Here is a 17,847-nt window from a genome sequence, read left to right on the forward strand (position 1 = left end):
TGCCTATTATTCCTGATGTTTCAAAATGCATAAAGCTTGTTTTGGCTATAGCCTCTTTAGTATGTTTTGCTTTTTGTCTCATCTATAGTGGTCGTATACTACATGTATTAGAGTTTAATAATGCCAATGTGTGGCACATGTCAAATTTGTACAATCAAAATATAGGAATGCTTCTTGTTTTGAAAGTATTGGTTTATATTGGATCAATTATTACTACATTCGCTGTTTTAATGTTTGTGAACCTCCCCAAGTCGATATGTGCTTATGGATCAAAGACTTTAGCATATTATGTAATACAAGGCATGTTTGCACACATATTATCAACCTATTTGCAAGTTAATTTTTACCAGGCCTTGTTTCTCTGTGTTTGCATATTAATCCTTACAACAGTTCTATTACGATTTGTTGATTCTAAATTTATTACAAACCCGTTTTCTACTTTATTAAAATGGAAATACTGAACAGAAAACTTTCCCTTCTCAAAGGGAAGGTTGAAAATAGTCAGCCAATAACTATTATGATTATTGGTTTGGGTAGCGTTGGATGCTACTTGTTGGATTATCTTGTATCACTAGGTGATTCACAACTTCGTCTTGTTGTGGTAGGACGTAATGCCGAAAAGATGCAGATGGATATAAATATTATTCGTACTGCTTCAACCATTCGTCACCAGTGCCGTAGCGAGATTAAGGTGGTTGATAACTGCGACCTTAACGATGTGAACAGCATTGCAGCTGTACTTGAAGCAGAAAAGCCTGACTTCATAGTAAATAGTAGTCGAGTTTACTCTGGTTTGAAGTATGGTAGCATCTCATGGAGTAATCTTCGTGCATACGGCATTTGGACTCCGCTTTCTATTCGATATGCAAAGAATATAATGGAGGCATACGATAAGGCCAACTGTGAGGCAATCTCAATCAATACTTCATATTCCGATGCTGTTATTCCTTGGCTAAAGTCTGCGGGTAAGGCTTATTTTGACTTTGGTAGTGGTAATTTGAATCATCTTGTGCCTCGTATAAAATTCTATATTGCAGAGAAATATGGTATAAAGAATTTTAATGACATTGATGTAACTATTGCGGTATCACATTTTCATGATGTTGTCATTTCTAAGGAAGGTCATGCAGAAGGTCAGGACATCTTGCTTGATATAAAGTTTCAAGGCAAGGATATGGATTTTAATAAGGAAGAACTTCTTAAATCCTGTTCTATAGCAATGCCTGTAGATCAGAAGCGCAATATGATGAATGCTTCCAGTAATTTTGATATCATATTCTCTGTTCTTACTGCTCTTCGAGAGGAAAAACAAGTCAAAATACATACTCCTGGGGTAAATGGTGAAATTGGTGGTTATCCTATAATTATTGATGGAGTAACTGCTACTGCCAAGTTTGATGAGTCTGTATGGACTATAGACCAGATGCGTAAAGCTAACCGTGAGTCAATTTATTGTGATGGAGTAGAGAATATAACTGACGCTACTCTCGTCTATACTGATGAACTTGTAGCTAAGGTAAAGAAGTCGTTTAATGTTGATTTGCCTAAGTCGGTAAAGTTTGTGGATATTGAAAATGTAGCAGATTTAATTATCAATCAGATAATTAAACCTCAAGTGCTTATTTTTGTGCAATAATTTGTAAACTAATGGCAGATAATAGATTGTTGTTAATTTTCTGTATAATCTTTAACTTATAGTTTTATGATATACACAGCTATGTAAGCACTTTAAAAAGTTCAAAATGAAATGTTAGCCTTCGTTGTAAATTAAAATTAGCAAGATATGTATAGCAGCGAAGATTTAGCAAGTTTTTATTTTCAGTACCAGACCAAGGCTTTACCTCATGTCAAGTTCCTCCAGTCCTTTTGTATGAAGCATAAAGTTCCTATAATATTTTTCATAAGTGGTATAAGGATACGCGTAATAAAATAATTACAGTTCTATATCTCCGATTGTCAAATGAAAAATGTAATAAATATGGATATCACAACAAAGATAAAAAGAAGTAAATTACTTTATTACGTCTACTATTACGTAATGTCAGGTTTGGTAAATTTGTACAAGTTGTTCTTGAAGCCAGACGGTAAACTCATGCTTTTTGTATGTTATGGTGGACGTCATTATTCCGATAGTACGCGAGTGATTTATGAGGCCATGTTGAAGGATGAACGTTTCAAGGACTATATAGGATTACGACAAACTGATTGCTGCATTTATTGATTTAAGAGAAAAGCGATTTATCTAAGGTTATGAAGAAAGTTATTAGGAACATACGATTTGTTTCATCAGGGGCATTATAACCTCTTAAAACGTGCGAAAGCTTTAGGTGATTACCTCATTGTGGGTGTTACCACAGATAATTTCGACTTGGAGAGAGGCAAGATGAACACGTGCAATAACGTGATGGAACGTATTGAAGCGGTTAAATCCACTGGTCTTGCAGATCAATTGTGATAGAAGAATATCGTGGGCAGAAGATTGATGATATACAGAAATATGGAGTGGATGTTTTTGCAATCGGTTCAGATTGGGAAGGCTATTTTGACTATCTCAATGAGTTCTGTAAAGTCATTTACCTTCCTCGCACTCAGGGTGTCTCATCTACTTTGCTTCGCCAGAAGCGTCCTATTGTTAATATTGGCATTATTGGTACTGGCAGTATTGCTTCACGTTTTGTTCCAGAGCCGAAAAATGTGAATAGTGCGTCCGTTTCTGTTGCATACAATCCTAATCAAGAAGAATGTGTTTCGTTCTGTGAAAAATTCTTGATTCCTATAGTTGCTCGTGATTTAGAAGAGTTGTATGAAAATTGCGATGCCGTTTATATTGCATCTCCACACTATACTCATTATGAATATGCAAAGTCTGCTTTGAACGCGGGAAAGTCTGTTCTTTGTGAAACTCCATTTGTATTTAGTAAGAAGCAGGCAGAAGAACTCTACTCGATTGCAGAGAAAAAAGGGTTATTGCTTCAGATCGCACTCAAAACTGCTTATTGTCCTGCTTTCGGGCACTTATTCTCTCTGCTCAACTCCGGTGTGATTGGTGAGATCGTTGAGGTAAATGCTTCTGTGACCACTCTTACAGACGAAAATTCAGCAAAGCTTGACAGCAAATACTTTGGCGGTAGTATGAGTGAAAATGCTTGTTTTCCTCTGTTGCCTATCTTTAAGTTTTTGGGAACAAAGTTCCGAAACATTAATTTTTATTCCAAGATGAAGAATGATGTGGATATGTTCACTAAGGCTGTTTTTCGTTATGATCATGCCGTTGCTTCATTTCAAGTAGGCTTGGGCGTTAAGACAGAAGGTTCTTTGACTATTGCAGGAACCAAGGGGTATGTGTATGTACCAGCTCCATGGTGGAAGACTGATTACTTTGAGGTTCGTTATGAAGACCAAAATTATAATAAGAAGTATTTTTATCCATATGTAGGTGAAGGTTTACGTTATGAAATAAAAGACTTTGTAGTCGCAATCTTAACGGATGGTTATTACTTTAGTAAGGTGTCGAAGGAAGAGAACCTTATGATGGCAGAGGTTCAGGAAATATACATATTGGGGAAGAACGTGTACAAGTTGTAGTATTGTTTTTGACAAGTTAGGGCAGTTAATTTGTAATCAAGTAAATGGGGATTTATTATTTTTTATTGTGGATAGGTGTTATAGGAACATTTCTGAGTCAGGATAGCAGATTGAAGAGAACGGGGTTTTATATTATTTTCATATATATTCTTGCACTTTTCGTAATGGTAGTATTTAGGTATGACGTAGGAACTGATTACTTGGAATATACGGATTATTATTATCGAATTCATTCTTTGTTTGAATTGACGAGTGAAGATTTTTTTGTGGAACCTGGTTATGTGCTGTTATCCTCCTTGTTGCGTTCTATTGGTGCTCCATTTGAACTCCTTTCATTTATTCTTTTTTTGATAATAGTTTGTAATCTAAAAAGAGCCATTGCTTTTTTTTCAGATAATATACCTTTGTCAGTCGTATTATATGTATTTCTATTCTTTTTATCTTTCCATTTTAACTTGATTCGTCATGGGGTGATGGTGAGCTTTGTTTGGAAAGGGTATTCCTGGTGGTTTGTCGGTAAAAAGAAAAGAGCATTTATTTCTCTTGTTTGTGGTGCCATGTTTCATGCGTTAAGTCTTTGCTTCTTATCATTATTGTTTATCCATTTAAGAAAATATCCCATCTATATATATGCAGGTGTTTTGGTGTTTTCTTTTATTATATCTGCTCATCCCGATTGGCTCCTTTCTCTATTTGATACGTTGCTTTCTTCTATAATAGGTACTGACAATAGATTGTTTTTTTATTTAAATGGGGGACATTCAGGAGTTTTGAATGAGACAGGGGTTACGATAGGAATGTTCTTTAATCTCACTCTTTTTTGTGTTTCTTATTTTCTACTTATAGACAAAAAAAGTATATTTCTCTATAATATCTTATTTATAGGTATTACTTTTTTTTTATTATTCAATTCTTTTGGTGCTATTTCAGAACGTATAGCAAGCACATGTTATGTAGCAAATATTTTTATTCTCCCATCTGTTTTAAATCTGATGTATGTTAATAAATGGCGTTTTTTGTGTTTAGCTGTTATTCTTTTGTATGGAATTTTAATGTTCAACAAAGAAGTGTCAAAGGAATCAGCTAATTATATACCTTTTACTACGATTTTTTCAATGTAACCTAATTGAAGGATTTTGCAAAATGTTTCGTTCTTACTTTTCACGAGTGCTTAAAGAATCATTCCTTTTATTGTCACTCTATAACACTTATTATCGCCTGAGAAACAAGAAACGGTTTTGGAAAGAGATTAACCGTCGTCAGGCATTGAGCATGTTTGATTATAAGGAATTAGTAAAACCTATACCTTATTATCCAATAGAGGCTATTAAGGATTCTAATTTTTATGGTCAGGCTTATGCTTTGAAACAATACTCTGGTGTAAATAAGTTTGGATGGTCAATAGAACATGGACTTTATGTAGATGATTATGTGCCTATGGCCGCGTGGTGTAAAACGACCAAACGTATCATGACTTTCAGCAACATACGAGTGAAGGGGCTTGGAAGTTTACATAAACCCGTGATTGCTATTGGCCCTTACATACATTATGCTGAATGTATGTTGAATAGTGAAGAGATGAATTCCTTGAAAAAGGAATTAGGCAAAACTCTTCTTTTCTTTCCTACACATACATGCTGTGAGGGTGGCTTAGAATATGAAATACATTGTATGATTGATGAATTGCTAGAACTTAAAGAGAAGCTTGGATTTGATACTGTAATTGTGAATATGTATTATTTAGATGAAAATAAAAACGGTTTTGGTGATTTATATAATAAAGCTGGATTTAAAGTGACCACTGCTGGTCATCAGTTGGATATAAACTTCTTGAATCGTCTGAAAACGATTATCTTATTATCTGATTATACTTGTTCAAATAGTATTGGTACTCATACAGGATATTGCGTATATCTCGGCAAACCTCATCTTGTAATTAATCCTGTACAAACCTTGGAAGAAGTGAATCCTTTATGGCGTGATTTATGGGAAACTTTTGAAAAAGATTCATCACAAGCACAAGTGGATAAACGACTTCTTGCCTCCAAATATTGGGGATTTGATTGTATTAAAAGTAGGGAAGAAATGAGGGCTCTATTAATAAATAATGAATGTTGAATATCTTAAATAGGTAAAGTTGAAACGGGTAATAATAGATAAAATATTATCAAATAAAATCTTGGTAAAGAACTATTTTTTTGTTTCTATACTTAATGTATTAGCTTTGTTTTTACCATTAATTACTTATCCTTATATTATTAGTAAACTGGGTGATGAATTATATGGCTACATTGTATTTTCGTTTACGGTAATTACATATATTGAAATGGTGGCTGCATGGGGATTTGATATCTCTGCGGTGAAAGATGTAGCCCAATATCAACATGTCAAGCACAGATTGAATGAGATTGTATCATCGGTGCTTTACATTCGCTTTATATTTTGTATGTTTTTGCTGTCGCTATTAGTGGGAGCATTAATGTTATTTGATGTAAAGATGAAAATGCTTTATATCCTTTTTTCAGGACATTGCATAGCTTCTGTATTATTCCCGGGTTGGTTTTTTCAAGGAATACAAGAACTGAAGTATGTTACCTATTTTCAGTTGATTTGTAAACTTGTTTTTGTGATATTGATGGTTGTGTTCATTCATTCGAAAGCCGACTATCTGTATTATCCTATTTTGTTCAGTCTTGGTAGCTTGTTTGGCACTGCTTATGGATTGTATGTGATGTTTGAGAAATATAAGGTTAGGCTGATAGGGGTAAAAATGCGCAATGTGGTGTATCGTTTCAAACGCTCTACTTCCATTTTTTATTCACGTATTGCTGATATGATAATAGAACGAAGCAATGCTATTTTGCTTGGCAATTTTATTGGTATGCAGGAAGTGGCATATTATGACTTAGCTAATAAGATAGTTCGTTTAGGTTCTTTTCCTATAATGATTCTTAATCAAGTTCTCTATCCTAAAGTGGCATCTGAACGTAATTTTCGATTAATGCGTAAGGTTATGGCAATATCTTTTTGGGTTGCTATACTGATATGGGGGCTGTGTGTGCTGCTGGCACCTTGGGGAGTTGAACTTTTGGGCAAAGGGTTGATGGAACCCTCTGTTGAAATAGTATATATTCTTTCTCCGCTGATAGTTACCAATTCTATCATTTATTTGCAAGGTAGTCCCATCTTGGTTGCAGCTGGCTATTTTAAAGCATTTAACATAACCATGTGGTGCTCTTTTGGGGTTTACGTTGCATGCATGTTATTTGTATTTATTTTCAACTTGCATACCAATCTTTTATCAATTTTGATTATACAGCTTATAACTAATATTTCATTATTAGTGGCAAGAGCATATTACATTAGAAAATTTAAAATATTAAGATAATGCTGAAAGATGACCGTGAAAAAGGTAAGAATGTGAATGAGCAAGCCAGACTTATTATGCTTAAATTACTTAGAGAGTTAGATCGCATTTGTACAAAATATGATATTCCTTATTGGCTTGATGGAGGAACTTTGTTAGGAGCTATTCGTCATGGTGGATTTATTCCTTGGGACGATGATATTGATGTAGCGATGTTGCGTAATGATTATTATCGTTTTTTAGAAGTTGCAAAAACTGAATTACGCGATGATATCTACCTGCAAACCAGAGAAACAGATTCTGATTATCCCATGTTTTTTGCGAAATTACGTGATAAATACAGTACTTTTCATGAGCCAATGTATGAACGATTGAAATGTCATAAAGGTATATTTTTAGATATTTTCCCTTTTGATTATGTAAAACATTCATGGTGGCAATCGCATCTGAAATTATTTCTTCACGATACCAATTATTCAGTAGTAAGACATGGAGCTTTTTTGCAACGTACAGTGGGGTATTTGATGAAACGTTTTATTAGATATTCACATATTCCTCTTTATAATTGGCTCAATGACTTTTTCCATGCTGAAACAATGGAGGAAGCCGATAGCTTGGCTTGGGCCATGGAAATAAATGAGTATAAGCTTTTATCCAAAGATGTTCTTTTCCCTTTGAAACGTCACGAGTTTGAAGGAGAGATGTTTAATATCCCATGTAATTATGATACTTATTTGCGCGAATATTTTGGCGATTATATGCAATTGCCTCCTCTTAACAAACGAGTCAGTCATAATAATGGAATAGAACCTTTTACACGCTGTAATCACAAAGAAAGTTTAGAATGGAATGAATGAAAATAGGAGTATAATGAAAAAAGTAACGATTATTTTCCCCGGATGGATAAAAGCACCTAATGGGGCTGCACGGTTTGTCTTTGGGTTAAGAAGTTGCATCAATGATTTTGCGAATCAGGGAATCGGACTATCAACTTTCACACTTGACGATGTACATGGTGAAGTAAGAAATTTTTCTAACAATGATAAAATCAAGAGGAAAGCGTCACTAAAAAACAAGTTGATGAGATATGCTAAATATAGCCATCTCATGACGTATGCTATGATTTATTTTTCTGGATTACGATATTCCAAACGGATAGTAGAAGCCTTCGATGAAATACCCAATGATGAATTGCCGGATATTATTCATTTTCAAGACTTGTTTACTTGTTATTACTATTTGCGTAAAAGAAAAAACAAAAAATCTGTGTATTTGACACTGCATAGTAATGGCTCTTTATGGTCAATGTATGAAGAGTATTACCCTTTGTTTCGTTCTTGTTTTTTTGGTATTATGAAACGTAGGATAGAGGATGTTGTACTGAATAGAGTGGATAAAGTAAATTTTGTAGCCGATTTCCCACGTTGGAATTTTTGTCATCTTTACCCCCACATATCTTCGCAAAAGACTTCATTTGTCTATAATGGCATCCCTGATATTGAAGGTGGAAGTAAGGGTATATCTTCAACCAATCAGACTAGGTTAGTATGCGTAGGAACATTGTGTAATCGTAAAAATCAAATAGGCATACTTCATGCATTATCTAAATTGACCTCTGAACAACAAAAATCTTTTTCCATGACTTTTGTCGGAGATGGTCCTTCGCGTAATATTTTGGAAAAAGTAGCAGCTACACTTTCTGCTGATATTTATTTTGTGGGCAACTCAAACCAAGTAAATGACTATTTGACTAACTCGGATGCTTTTATTTTGTTTTCTAAAGACGAAGGATTGCCAATATCAATTATTGAAGCTATGCGTTGTGGTTTGCCCATTATATCTACTCGTATAGCAGGTATTCCAGAAATGATTGTTGAAGGTATTTCAGGCTATTTGGTAGATGTAGATGAACAACAACTCTCTGAGTTGTTTGAAAAGATATTGATTGACAGACCTGATTTTGTAAAAATGGGGGAAAAGTCAAGAATTATTTATGAAGAAAAATTTTCTCAAAAAGCTATGATATTATCTTATGCGAAATTATGGCAGAAGGCTTGAGAATAGCTATGGATCCTTAAATAATTCATCTTATATAAATGTCACCTAACTATTCTGTATTGATTTCGGTCTATTATAAAGAAAAGCCGATTTATTTGAAGTCTGCACTTGATAGTGTACTGAACCAAACGCTTCCTCCTTCTGAAATCATATTGATTAAGGATGGACCTCTCACTGTTGAATTAGAAAAAGTTCTATCTTCTTACGATACTAATTTGCTTAAAATTATTCCTTTGCCTAATAATTTAGGATTAAGCAAGGCACTTAATATAGGCTTAAAGCATTGTAGCTATGAGTTTGTGGCTCGTATGGATACAGATGATATTTGCTATCCATCTCGTTTTGAGAAACAAGTTCTTTTTTTGCAATCACATCCTACGATAGATATTGTGGGGGCCTATGCGACTAAAATTGACGAATGTGGAAATAATCTTGAAGAGGTTATAAAGGTTCCAGTTTCGCATGAGGATATTGTTCGTCTGGTCTGGACTTGTCCCTTGAATCATCCTACTGTGATGTATCGAAAAAATGCAATCTTATCAGTAGGTGGGTATAAACCTGATGCCGGTCCGCGTCAGGATGATTATGATTTATGGTTCAGGTGTGCAGAAAAAGGATTGCATTTTGCCAATATTTCGGAACCATTGTTGCATTATCGCTTCTTTGCTGACAGTGTGAGAAAAAACAGTATAGAAGTAGGGTGGCATAGAATGAAAATAGGTTTACGTGGCTGTAGAAGACTTCATTTGTCTTTCATTGCATATATTGGAGTTTGTATACCCTTTGTCCGTTCTTTATTGCCATATCCTTTAAATGTTTATTTTCAAGGGCTGATGAATCGCATGAATCCCCGTAAAATGAGAGAGTAAATAGGAATATCTTATATGCTATTTCTGGCAAGTAATAAATGACCTACCTTTGTCCTCGGTAAAGGCTTTGTCCCTAACTGGTAATCACGTTTCTGGTCAGTATATTTTATAGAATAATTCCATGAACATATTAATCACTGGAATCCACGGCTTTGTGGGCTCCAATCTTGTTGTTGCCCTAAAGGAACGTCATAGCCTTTACGGGCTGGATATTGTCGCTCCTGAAAAGGAGGGGGTGGTAAAGACTTTTTTCTGGAAGGATATTGAACCGGCTTCTTTTCTGATGTGGGATCTTCCTGAATTCGATGCCATTATTCATCTGGCTGGTAAAGCCCATGATATGAAAAATCGGTCCGCAGCCCAATCCTATTTTGATATCAATACGGGATTGACCCAAAAGATATTTGATTTCTTTCTGGAATCGTCTGCGAAGAAGTTCGTATTCTTCAGTTCTGTGAAAGCCGCTGCAGACAGTGTGGTGGGTGATATGCTGACTGAAGATGTGGTGCCTGCTCCGGTAGGGCCTTATGGGGAAAGTAAGATAGCTGCCGAGAATTACATCCTTGACAAGTTGAAGGTTGAGAATGGGAAATTGAAAGCTAATCCTTATGATGACAAGCAGGTTTATATCCTGCGTCCCTGCATGATTCATGGTCCCGGTAACAAAGGCAATCTGAATCTTCTTTATAATGTGGTGAGGAAAGGTGTTCCCTGGCCTTTGGGGGCTTTTGAGAACAGAAGGTCTTTTACTTCGATAGACAATCTCTGCTATGTGGTGGAAGGTCTTTTGACCAAGGAGGTAGCGAGTGGTATCTACCACATGGGAGATGACGAAGCCTTGTCCACGAATAAGCTGATAGCTTTGATGTGTCGGGCTTTGGAGCGCAAGCCGCATATCTGGAAGATAAACAGAGGACTGATGGAATTCTGTGCCCGGCTTGGGACTCTGCTCCATTTGCCTTTAAATGAAGAGCGTCTGCACAAGTTGACTGAGAATTATGTGGTGAGTAATGCGAAGATAAAGGCTGCCCTGGGTATTGACAGAATGCCGGTGAGGGCAGAGGAGGGGATAGTGAGAACGATAAAATCGTTCTCAAATATAAAAGTAAACAATTAAAAATTAAAGAGGAAAATACTGTTATGTATTATCTGATTATATTGGTTCTGCTGTTTTTGGCAGAACTTTTTTATTTTAGAGTGGCTGATAGGTGCAATATCATCGACAAGCCCAATGAGCGGAGTTCCCATACGAAAGTGACTTTACGCGGTGGTGGGATTATTTTCTATTTCGGGGCGTTTGCCTATTTCCTGACGAGTGGCTTTGAATATCCCTGGTTCCTGCTTGCCTTGACACTGGTGACGTTCATCAGCTTCGTGGACGATATAAAATCCACCGGACAGATGACAAGACTGCTTTTTCATTTCTCTGCTATGGCTATGATGTTTTATCAGTGGGGGCTGTTCTCTTTGTCCTGGTGGTGGATAGTCATAGCCTTGATAGTCTGTACGGGCATCATCAATGCCTACAACTTTATGGATGGGATTAATGGGATAACGGGAGGTTACTCGCTGGTTATACTTGCGGCATTGGCATACGTCAATAAGGAGGTGGTAACTTTTGTAGAATCGGACTTCATCTATACCGTGATTTGTTCTGTTGTTGTCTTCTGTTTCTTCAATTTTCGCAAGAAGGCGAAGTGCTTTGCCGGTGATGTAGGCTCTGTGAGTATCGCTTTTATTCTACTTTTCCTGATAGGCAGGCTCATCATTGAAACGGAAGATTTCAGCTGGATAGTCCTTTTATCCGTTTACGGTGTGGATAGTGTGCTGACTATCATTCACCGCCTGATGCTTCATGAGAATATCGGGCTACCGCATCGCAAGCATCTGTATCAGATTATGGCGAATGAGCTGAAGATTCCCCATATAATGGTTTCTTCTATTTACATGGCAGTACAGGCAATCATTATCGTAGGATATATAATGTGTTTAGGTTACGGTTATTGGTATTTGACAGGTATAATTCTTTTGCTTTGTTTTTCTTATACCTGCTTTATGAAGAAGTATTTCGGATTGCACCAGTCTACGTGAGTAATACTGAAATGATGATTAGTAAAATAATGAAAGGCGATGGAAACTAAAATCTCCATCGCCTTTCGTCTTATTTTTGAAATATAAATCGTACCTTTGTCATATACCAATCAGGTTATAATAATAACATGGAACAGATGCGTAAACTGCCGATTGGCATACAGACTTTTGAGGAAATACGTAGGGATGGTTATCTCTATGTAGATAAGACGGCTATGGTTTATCAAATTGCAAATGTAGGTAAACCTTATTTCTTGAGCCGTCCCCGTCGTTTTGGCAAGAGTCTGCTTCTTTCTACCTTTGAAGCCTACTTTCAAGGACGCAAGGATCTGTTTCAAGGTTTGGCCATCGAACAGCTGGAAAAGGAATGGGAAGAATACCCGGTTTTGCACTTGGATTTGAATGCCCGGAAATATGAAGCTGCTGCTGACTTGACGGCTATGCTTAATCAGTATCTGGAGAAATGGGAGCTGCTCTATGGTCAGGAGAAGAAAGACCGTAGTCCGGAAGAGCGTTTTGCTTACGTGATAGAGCGGGCATGCACTCAGACAGGAAAGCAGGTTGTTGTGCTGATTGATGAGTATGACAAGCCATTGCTTCAAGCGGTCTTGGATGAGAACTTGCTGGATGAGTATCGGAAAATATTGAAAGCGTTCTACGGTGTCTTGAAGAGCGCTGACCGTTATCTTCGTTTTGTTTTCCTGACCGGAGTGACCAAGTTTGCGCAAGTAAGTGTGTTCAGTGACTTGAACCAGCTGAATGATATCAGCATGAAGTCTCCTTACGCTGCTTTGTGTGGTATTACCAAAGAGGAGTTGGTGAAAACCTTTCTGCCGGAACTTGAGAGACTGGCTAAACGAAGAGGGATATCTTTACAAGAAGTGATTGATTTGATGGAACGTCAATATGATGGTTACCATTTTCATCCGGAAGGTGTAGGAATGTTCAATCCGTTCAGTGTATTGAATGCTTTTGATGCAGAAGAGATGGGGTACTATTGGTTTCAGACCGGCACACCTACTTACTTGGTTGACTTGCTGAAGCAGAGTGATTACGATATACGTCTATTGATAGATGGAGTGGAAGTGCTGGCTTCCGCTTTCTCTGAATATCGTGCGGAAACAAATAATCCTCTTCCGATGATTTATCAAAGTGGTTATTTGACCATAAAAGGGTATGATGATGATGTGAAGCTATACACTTTAGGCTTTCCAAATGATGAGGTTCGTTACGGCTTTCTGAATTTTTTGGTACCCTATTATACCAATGTATCCAATGATGAGACTGGTTTCCACATCGCTAAATTCATGCGTGAATTGAAGAGTGGAGATGTGGAGGCGTTTATGGAGCGTCTTAAGATATTCTTCTCCGGTATTCCGTACGAGTTGAGTGATGATACGGAACGTCATTATCAGGTTATTTTTCATGTAGTGTTTACTTTGCTGGGACAGTTTATCCGGTCCGAGGTTCGCAGCAGCCGTGGTCGTGCGGACGCAGTAGTTCATACTCCTACCGCTATTTATGTTTTTGAGTTCAAACTGGACGGTACAGCCGACGCAGCTCTGAAGCAAATAGATGAGAAGGGGTATCTGATTCCTTATACCTTGGATGGCAGGAAATTAGTGAAAGTAGGTGTGAACTTCAGTAAAGAAACACGGAATATTGATGAATATATTGTCGTGGAGGAATAGGAACGAACAATCCTATATACGGAAAAGGCGATGAAGATTTGATTCTTCATCGCCTTTTCCATATTATAGTATTTCATTTTATTTCTTCATCCTCAGCACCCGTATTCCCGTCCACTTATTATTGTCTTTCAGCATTTGGGACAAGGGGACTTTGGAGACGACCACTTTCTTGTCGGTAGAGGAAGCGTGTACCAGCAGGAGTTTGTTATCCGCATAGAAAGCGATTCCCATGTGGGCTACGTCCAGCCCCGGAGTGTTGGTGGTGATGGCTATGATATCGCCGTCTTTAATCCACGGGAGACCATCGGCGGGAAGTTTGGCTTTGGGAAGATAGTGAACTTCCTTGCCGGACAAGGATTGCTCAATCTTCTTCATTTTGGCTACGTTCTCCGGCGAATTGGCCAGCTGCTTGTAAAGTTGGGGATGGGAAGACATGTAGGAGATAGACAACCGTTCGGTGTCGGGACTCATGGCGCCCGTTACATCTTGAAGGAAGCCGTTGCGTACGCCATTGTTTATCCAGTCGGCAATATAATGCAGGCGGGAAGTGTACCCGTCGATTTTACCGTCACGGTAACGGATTTTTTGCAGGTTATCGGCGAAAGCGCTTTCCGAGATGTCCCCGTCGGCTAATTTGGGAGTGAGTGTCTCTGCCAGCACATATTCCACCAGCGTGGTGCAGTCTACCTCATCGCAGTTGATGACGAGTTCCTCGGGACCATCTGCCTCCAGTGTATGGGCTACGTATGGCACATCCAGATACTTTATTCCATTGCTCAACATATCTTTCCCTCCCTGGGCAGAAACGGAAGTTACCATGGCTGCGGCGCAGAGGGCGCTGAACATAAATTTAGTCATTGTTTTCATTTTTCTCTCTTTTGATTATTATTGTTCTTAAACGTAAAAAGGATGCAGCAAATTTACTACATCCTTTTTATAAAAGCTTAATCCGGAGGGATTAAATTCAATATTGCCGGATTAAATATTTATAATCCTCCTTTTTATCGAACGGAACAAGGGAGAAACCGTATTCAATGGCGTTCTCTTTGCCCGGACGAATCAGATAGGGCTCATGGGCGGTTGCGCCCCAACTGTCGTCTCCACCGACACCCATCATGCGGTAATCAATGAACAAATCGACCATCTTTTCCGGCAGAGGGTCGGTGAGGTGGCGGTGATGGGTCTTTTCGGTACGCGGAGCGCCGTTGTCAATCGTATCGCCGCTGTCCATACTTTCCAGGGGATAGTTGGAGGCGTTCAGCTCAAAGGTGCGGTCGGCGATGAGCAGCAAACCACGTTGCGTCTTATCGGTAAGGGCGCACCAATAGATGTCCGTGCGATGGTTGTTCTCCTGTGGGCGGACATACGGCTCGTACATATCCTTGACCGGGATGGCGTACTCTCCGATGAACTGGGAGGTACGGCGGTCTCGGTAATTCTCTTTCGGACCGCGACCGTAGTAGGTCAAGTCTGTAAAGCTTTCCGGCAACTGCATCCGCAGGCCCACACGCGGTATCATCGGAGCTTGGTCTCCTTCGGCCATGAAGCGGTTGTCTACCTTGATGACTCCGCTGGCATATATCTTATAGGTGATGTTCCAACGGGCCTCTGTCTGCGGAAAACGGTAGGTCACCTTTACTGTCGTGGCATTGCTGCCCGGAGTCACTTGGAAGCTTTCGGCTTTCGGTTCCTGATAGCTTGCCTCTTTCCAGGCTTTGAGGCGGACGGGGAGGTTGGCTCCATAGTCGTTGTCCGTCGGTGCACGCCAGAAGAAGGGACGGGGACCTTGACCGTTCAGTATGTACTCGTGCTTCTTGTATAAATAGGAGGTGAGCAGACCGCTTTGCTTGTCGAAGGTGGCTTTGAAGTCGGGACCGGAGAACGCCACCAAATTTCCCTCTTCCTTAGAAGTGGCGGGCTGCTGTGCCGTAGCCTCTTTCTTGTAGAAAGTATGGACGTAGGTCTGTTCGCGTGCGATGACCGTGCCGGCCGGGAGGAAAGGCTCTGCCGTCTTGATGGCTGCATAGAACTCGATACGCACATCTCCCGTTGTCTGTTTCTCTTTGGGTATGCCGTTCAGGAAGCCGGTGGTTACCGTCTTGCCCGGTGCAGCATGGATATTTTCAATCTTGCCACGGTAGACTTCCTTTCCATGGTCGCGGATGATGTAGTAGAAGTCGTACTTGTCGAGATTGGTGAAAGAGAAATCATTGCGGATTTTCACGGTGGAAGTCTGCTTGTCGAAGTCGAGGAACTTGATGTTCTGGTAGACCTTCCCCATCTCTTCCGTCTGCGGTTTGACACTGCGGTCGGGATATACCACGCCGTTGATGCAGAAATTACCGTCAGAGGGAGTGCCGTTCTCGCCATAGTCGCCGCCATAAGTCCAGTATTTACGGCCATCGTCAGTCTTGGCGGCAAAGCCCTGGTCTACCCAATCCCAGACACAGCCACCCTGGAGGATGGGATATTTTTCGATGATGTCCCAATACTCCTGGAAGTTGCCGAGGCTGTTGCCCATGGCATGGGCATACTCGCAAAGAATGAGGGGACGCGTCATCTCCTTGTTCCGGGCATACTTCTCCAGATAGGAAGGGGAAGCGTACATCGGGCAGTAGATGTCCGTATTCCATTCCAACAGTGCGCGTTCATACTGGATGGGACGGCTGTCGAGCGTCTTCAAGGTGTTGTAGGTGACGTAGAAATTCAATCCGTTTCCGGCTTCGTTGCCCAGCGACCAGATGATGACTGACGGATGGTTCTTGTCCCGTTCGTACATATTCATGGTACGGTCGAGATGGGCATTCATGAAGAGCGGATTGTTTCCCAGCGTACCGCCTACCCGCAAGTCGTAACCCATGCCGTGACTTTCGATATTGGCTTCGTCGATGACGTAGATACCATATTCATCGCAGAGTTCGTAGAAACGTTCCTGCTGGGGATAGTGGCAAGTGCGTACGGTATTGACATTGTATCTCTTCCAAAGCTCGAAGTCTTTCTTCATCAGTTCTTCGGAGACATAGTGACCGGTGTTCTCGTTGTGTTCGTGATAGTTCACGCCTTTCACGAGGATGGGTTGCCCGTTCACCAGCAATTGCTTGTCCTTGATTTCCACTGTGCGGAATCCTACTTTGCAGCTTGTCGCTTCAATCACATCCCCGTTAGGTCGCTTTAGGCTGATGACGAGGGTATAGAGGTTGGGCGTTTCGGCTGTCCATTGCAAAGGTTCCTGGATGGTTTTCTTAGTGAACTCCACTTCTGTCTGGTCACCGCTGACCTGGGTAGAGGACTGGGCTATCTGCTGGTCGTTCTTGTCCAGCAGGCGGTAGCCAACGAGAAATGGGGAATTTTGTCCGCTTTCATTGGTAAACTGCACCTTTACCTTGAGGATACCGTTCCGGTAGTTCTCATCCAAAGGAGACTCCACCTTGAAGTCCGTGAGATGGATTTGAGGCTGGGCATATAAGTAAATGTCCCGTTCGATACCACTGATGCGCCAGAAGTCCTGGCATTCCAGATAGTTGGCATCGGAAAAGCGGTGTATCTGAATGGCAATGACATTCTTCCCTTTCTTGGCAATGGCGCTGACGTTGAAACGCGCCGGAGTCTTTGCATCTTTACTCATGCCTACAAACTTGCCGTTGAGGTAGTAGAAGGCTGCCCCGCGTACGCCGTCGGCACTCAGGAAAATTTCCTTATCGTCCCAGTCTCCCGGAAGAGTGAACTCGCGGCGGTAGGTGCCGGTGGGATTCCATTCTTGGGGAACGTATGGAGGATTGGGCTTGTCCCAATAAGGAGGATAGCCCGAAGAACAGAATTCATAAGGCTGGTTCACATAGATGGGCGTACCGAATCCCTGCAACTCCCAGTTTCCGGGTACATTGATGTCCGGCCAGCGGCTGGCGTCCACACGGTCCATCATGAAGTCCGTGGGGCGGTCGGCGAAGGTTTCCACATAATGGAATTTCCATTTCCCGTTAAGGGACAAGCGGAAGGTTCCGTTCTTGCGGTCATTGATGACGGCATCAGCCTCCGTGACGTAGGAGGTGAACGTGCTGCGGGCAGGCTCCCGGTTGATGCTTGTCAGCTTGGGGTTGGTAATCTCTTCGTAGCGATTGTTCTCCTGAGCAGTCAGGGCAAAGGGAAACGCTGCGAGGCAAGTGAGTAAAAAATACTTTTTATTCAT

The 17,847-nt window shown here is 40.2% G+C and carries 12 protein-coding genes and 1 pseudogene; 11 read left to right on the forward strand and 2 right to left on the reverse strand.

What is annotated here, in order from left to right; genetic code table 11:
• Nucleotides 1-448: 448 nt before the first annotated feature.
• The 11 genes and pseudogenes from NQ510_RS13150 to NQ510_RS13200 all read left to right on the forward strand — a co-directional run bounded on the left by NQ510_RS13150 (nt 449) and on the right by NQ510_RS13200 (nt 13,661).
• The gene (locus tag NQ510_RS13150) at nt 449-1,636 is read left to right on the forward strand and encodes a Rossmann-fold NAD(P)-binding domain-containing protein (protein WP_005829450.1); all 1,188 of its coding nucleotides are present in this window, start codon (nt 449-451) and stop codon (nt 1,634-1,636) included.
• A 642-nt stretch (nt 1,637-2,278) separates the two neighbouring features.
• Nucleotides 2,279-3,585 (forward strand): annotated as a pseudogene (locus NQ510_RS13155) (Gfo/Idh/MocA family oxidoreductase).
• Nucleotides 3,586-3,629: 44 nt separating this feature from the next.
• On the forward strand, nt 3,630-4,706 hold the full coding sequence (locus NQ510_RS13160; protein WP_005829445.1) for an EpsG family protein: 1,077 nt from the start codon (nt 3,630-3,632) through the stop codon (nt 4,704-4,706).
• A gap of 22 nt (nt 4,707-4,728) precedes the next feature.
• Entirely contained in the window at nt 4,729-5,703 is a 975-nt protein-coding gene (locus tag NQ510_RS13165; RefSeq protein WP_034525798.1) for a hypothetical protein, read from the forward strand.
• Nucleotides 5,704-5,722: 19 nt separating this feature from the next.
• Nucleotides 5,723-6,973, forward strand: a complete 1,251-nt coding sequence (locus NQ510_RS13170; RefSeq protein ID WP_005829442.1) for an oligosaccharide flippase family protein — start codon at nt 5,723-5,725, stop codon at nt 6,971-6,973.
• Nucleotides 6,973-7,809, forward strand: a complete 837-nt coding sequence (locus tag NQ510_RS13175) for a LicD family protein (protein ID WP_005829440.1) — start codon at nt 6,973-6,975, stop codon at nt 7,807-7,809. The genes NQ510_RS13170 and NQ510_RS13175 overlap by 1 nt, the downstream gene beginning before the upstream one ends.
• A gap of 13 nt (nt 7,810-7,822) precedes the next feature.
• On the forward strand, nt 7,823-9,010 hold the full coding sequence (locus NQ510_RS13180; RefSeq protein ID WP_229031910.1) for a glycosyltransferase family 4 protein: 1,188 nt from the start codon (nt 7,823-7,825) through the stop codon (nt 9,008-9,010).
• Nucleotides 9,011-9,048: 38 nt separating this feature from the next.
• Nucleotides 9,049-9,879, forward strand: a complete 831-nt coding sequence (locus NQ510_RS13185; RefSeq protein WP_005829436.1) for a glycosyltransferase — start codon at nt 9,049-9,051, stop codon at nt 9,877-9,879.
• Nucleotides 9,880-10,000: 121 nt separating this feature from the next.
• Entirely contained in the window at nt 10,001-10,996 is a 996-nt protein-coding gene (locus NQ510_RS13190) for an NAD-dependent epimerase/dehydratase family protein (protein WP_005829435.1), read from the forward strand.
• Between the two features lie 23 nt (nt 10,997-11,019).
• Nucleotides 11,020-11,970: an MraY family glycosyltransferase gene (locus NQ510_RS13195; RefSeq protein WP_005829433.1), complete on the forward strand. Its 951-nt coding sequence runs from the start codon at nt 11,020-11,022 to the stop codon at nt 11,968-11,970.
• Nucleotides 11,971-12,098: 128 nt separating this feature from the next.
• Nucleotides 12,099-13,661 carry an ATP-binding protein gene (locus NQ510_RS13200; protein WP_005829431.1) on the forward strand — a complete coding sequence of 521 codons (1,563 nt, stop codon included), beginning with the start codon at nt 12,099-12,101 and terminating at the stop codon, nt 13,659-13,661.
• A 78-nt stretch (nt 13,662-13,739) separates the two neighbouring features.
• On the opposite strand, the gene NQ510_RS13205 is transcribed toward NQ510_RS13200, so the two are convergent.
• Nucleotides 13,740-14,528, reverse strand: coding sequence for an N-acetylmuramoyl-L-alanine amidase-like domain-containing protein (locus NQ510_RS13205; protein ID WP_005829430.1), 789 nt, complete (start codon nt 14,526-14,528; stop codon nt 13,740-13,742).
• A gap of 97 nt (nt 14,529-14,625) precedes the next feature.
• Nucleotides 14,626-17,847, reverse strand: a complete 3,222-nt coding sequence (locus tag NQ510_RS13210) for a glycoside hydrolase family 2 TIM barrel-domain containing protein (protein WP_005829426.1) — start codon at nt 17,845-17,847, stop codon at nt 14,626-14,628.

Origin of the sequence: Bacteroides uniformis (genome assembly GCF_025147485.1) — a bacterium.
GTDB classification, from domain to species: domain Bacteria; phylum Bacteroidota; class Bacteroidia; order Bacteroidales; family Bacteroidaceae; genus Bacteroides; species Bacteroides uniformis.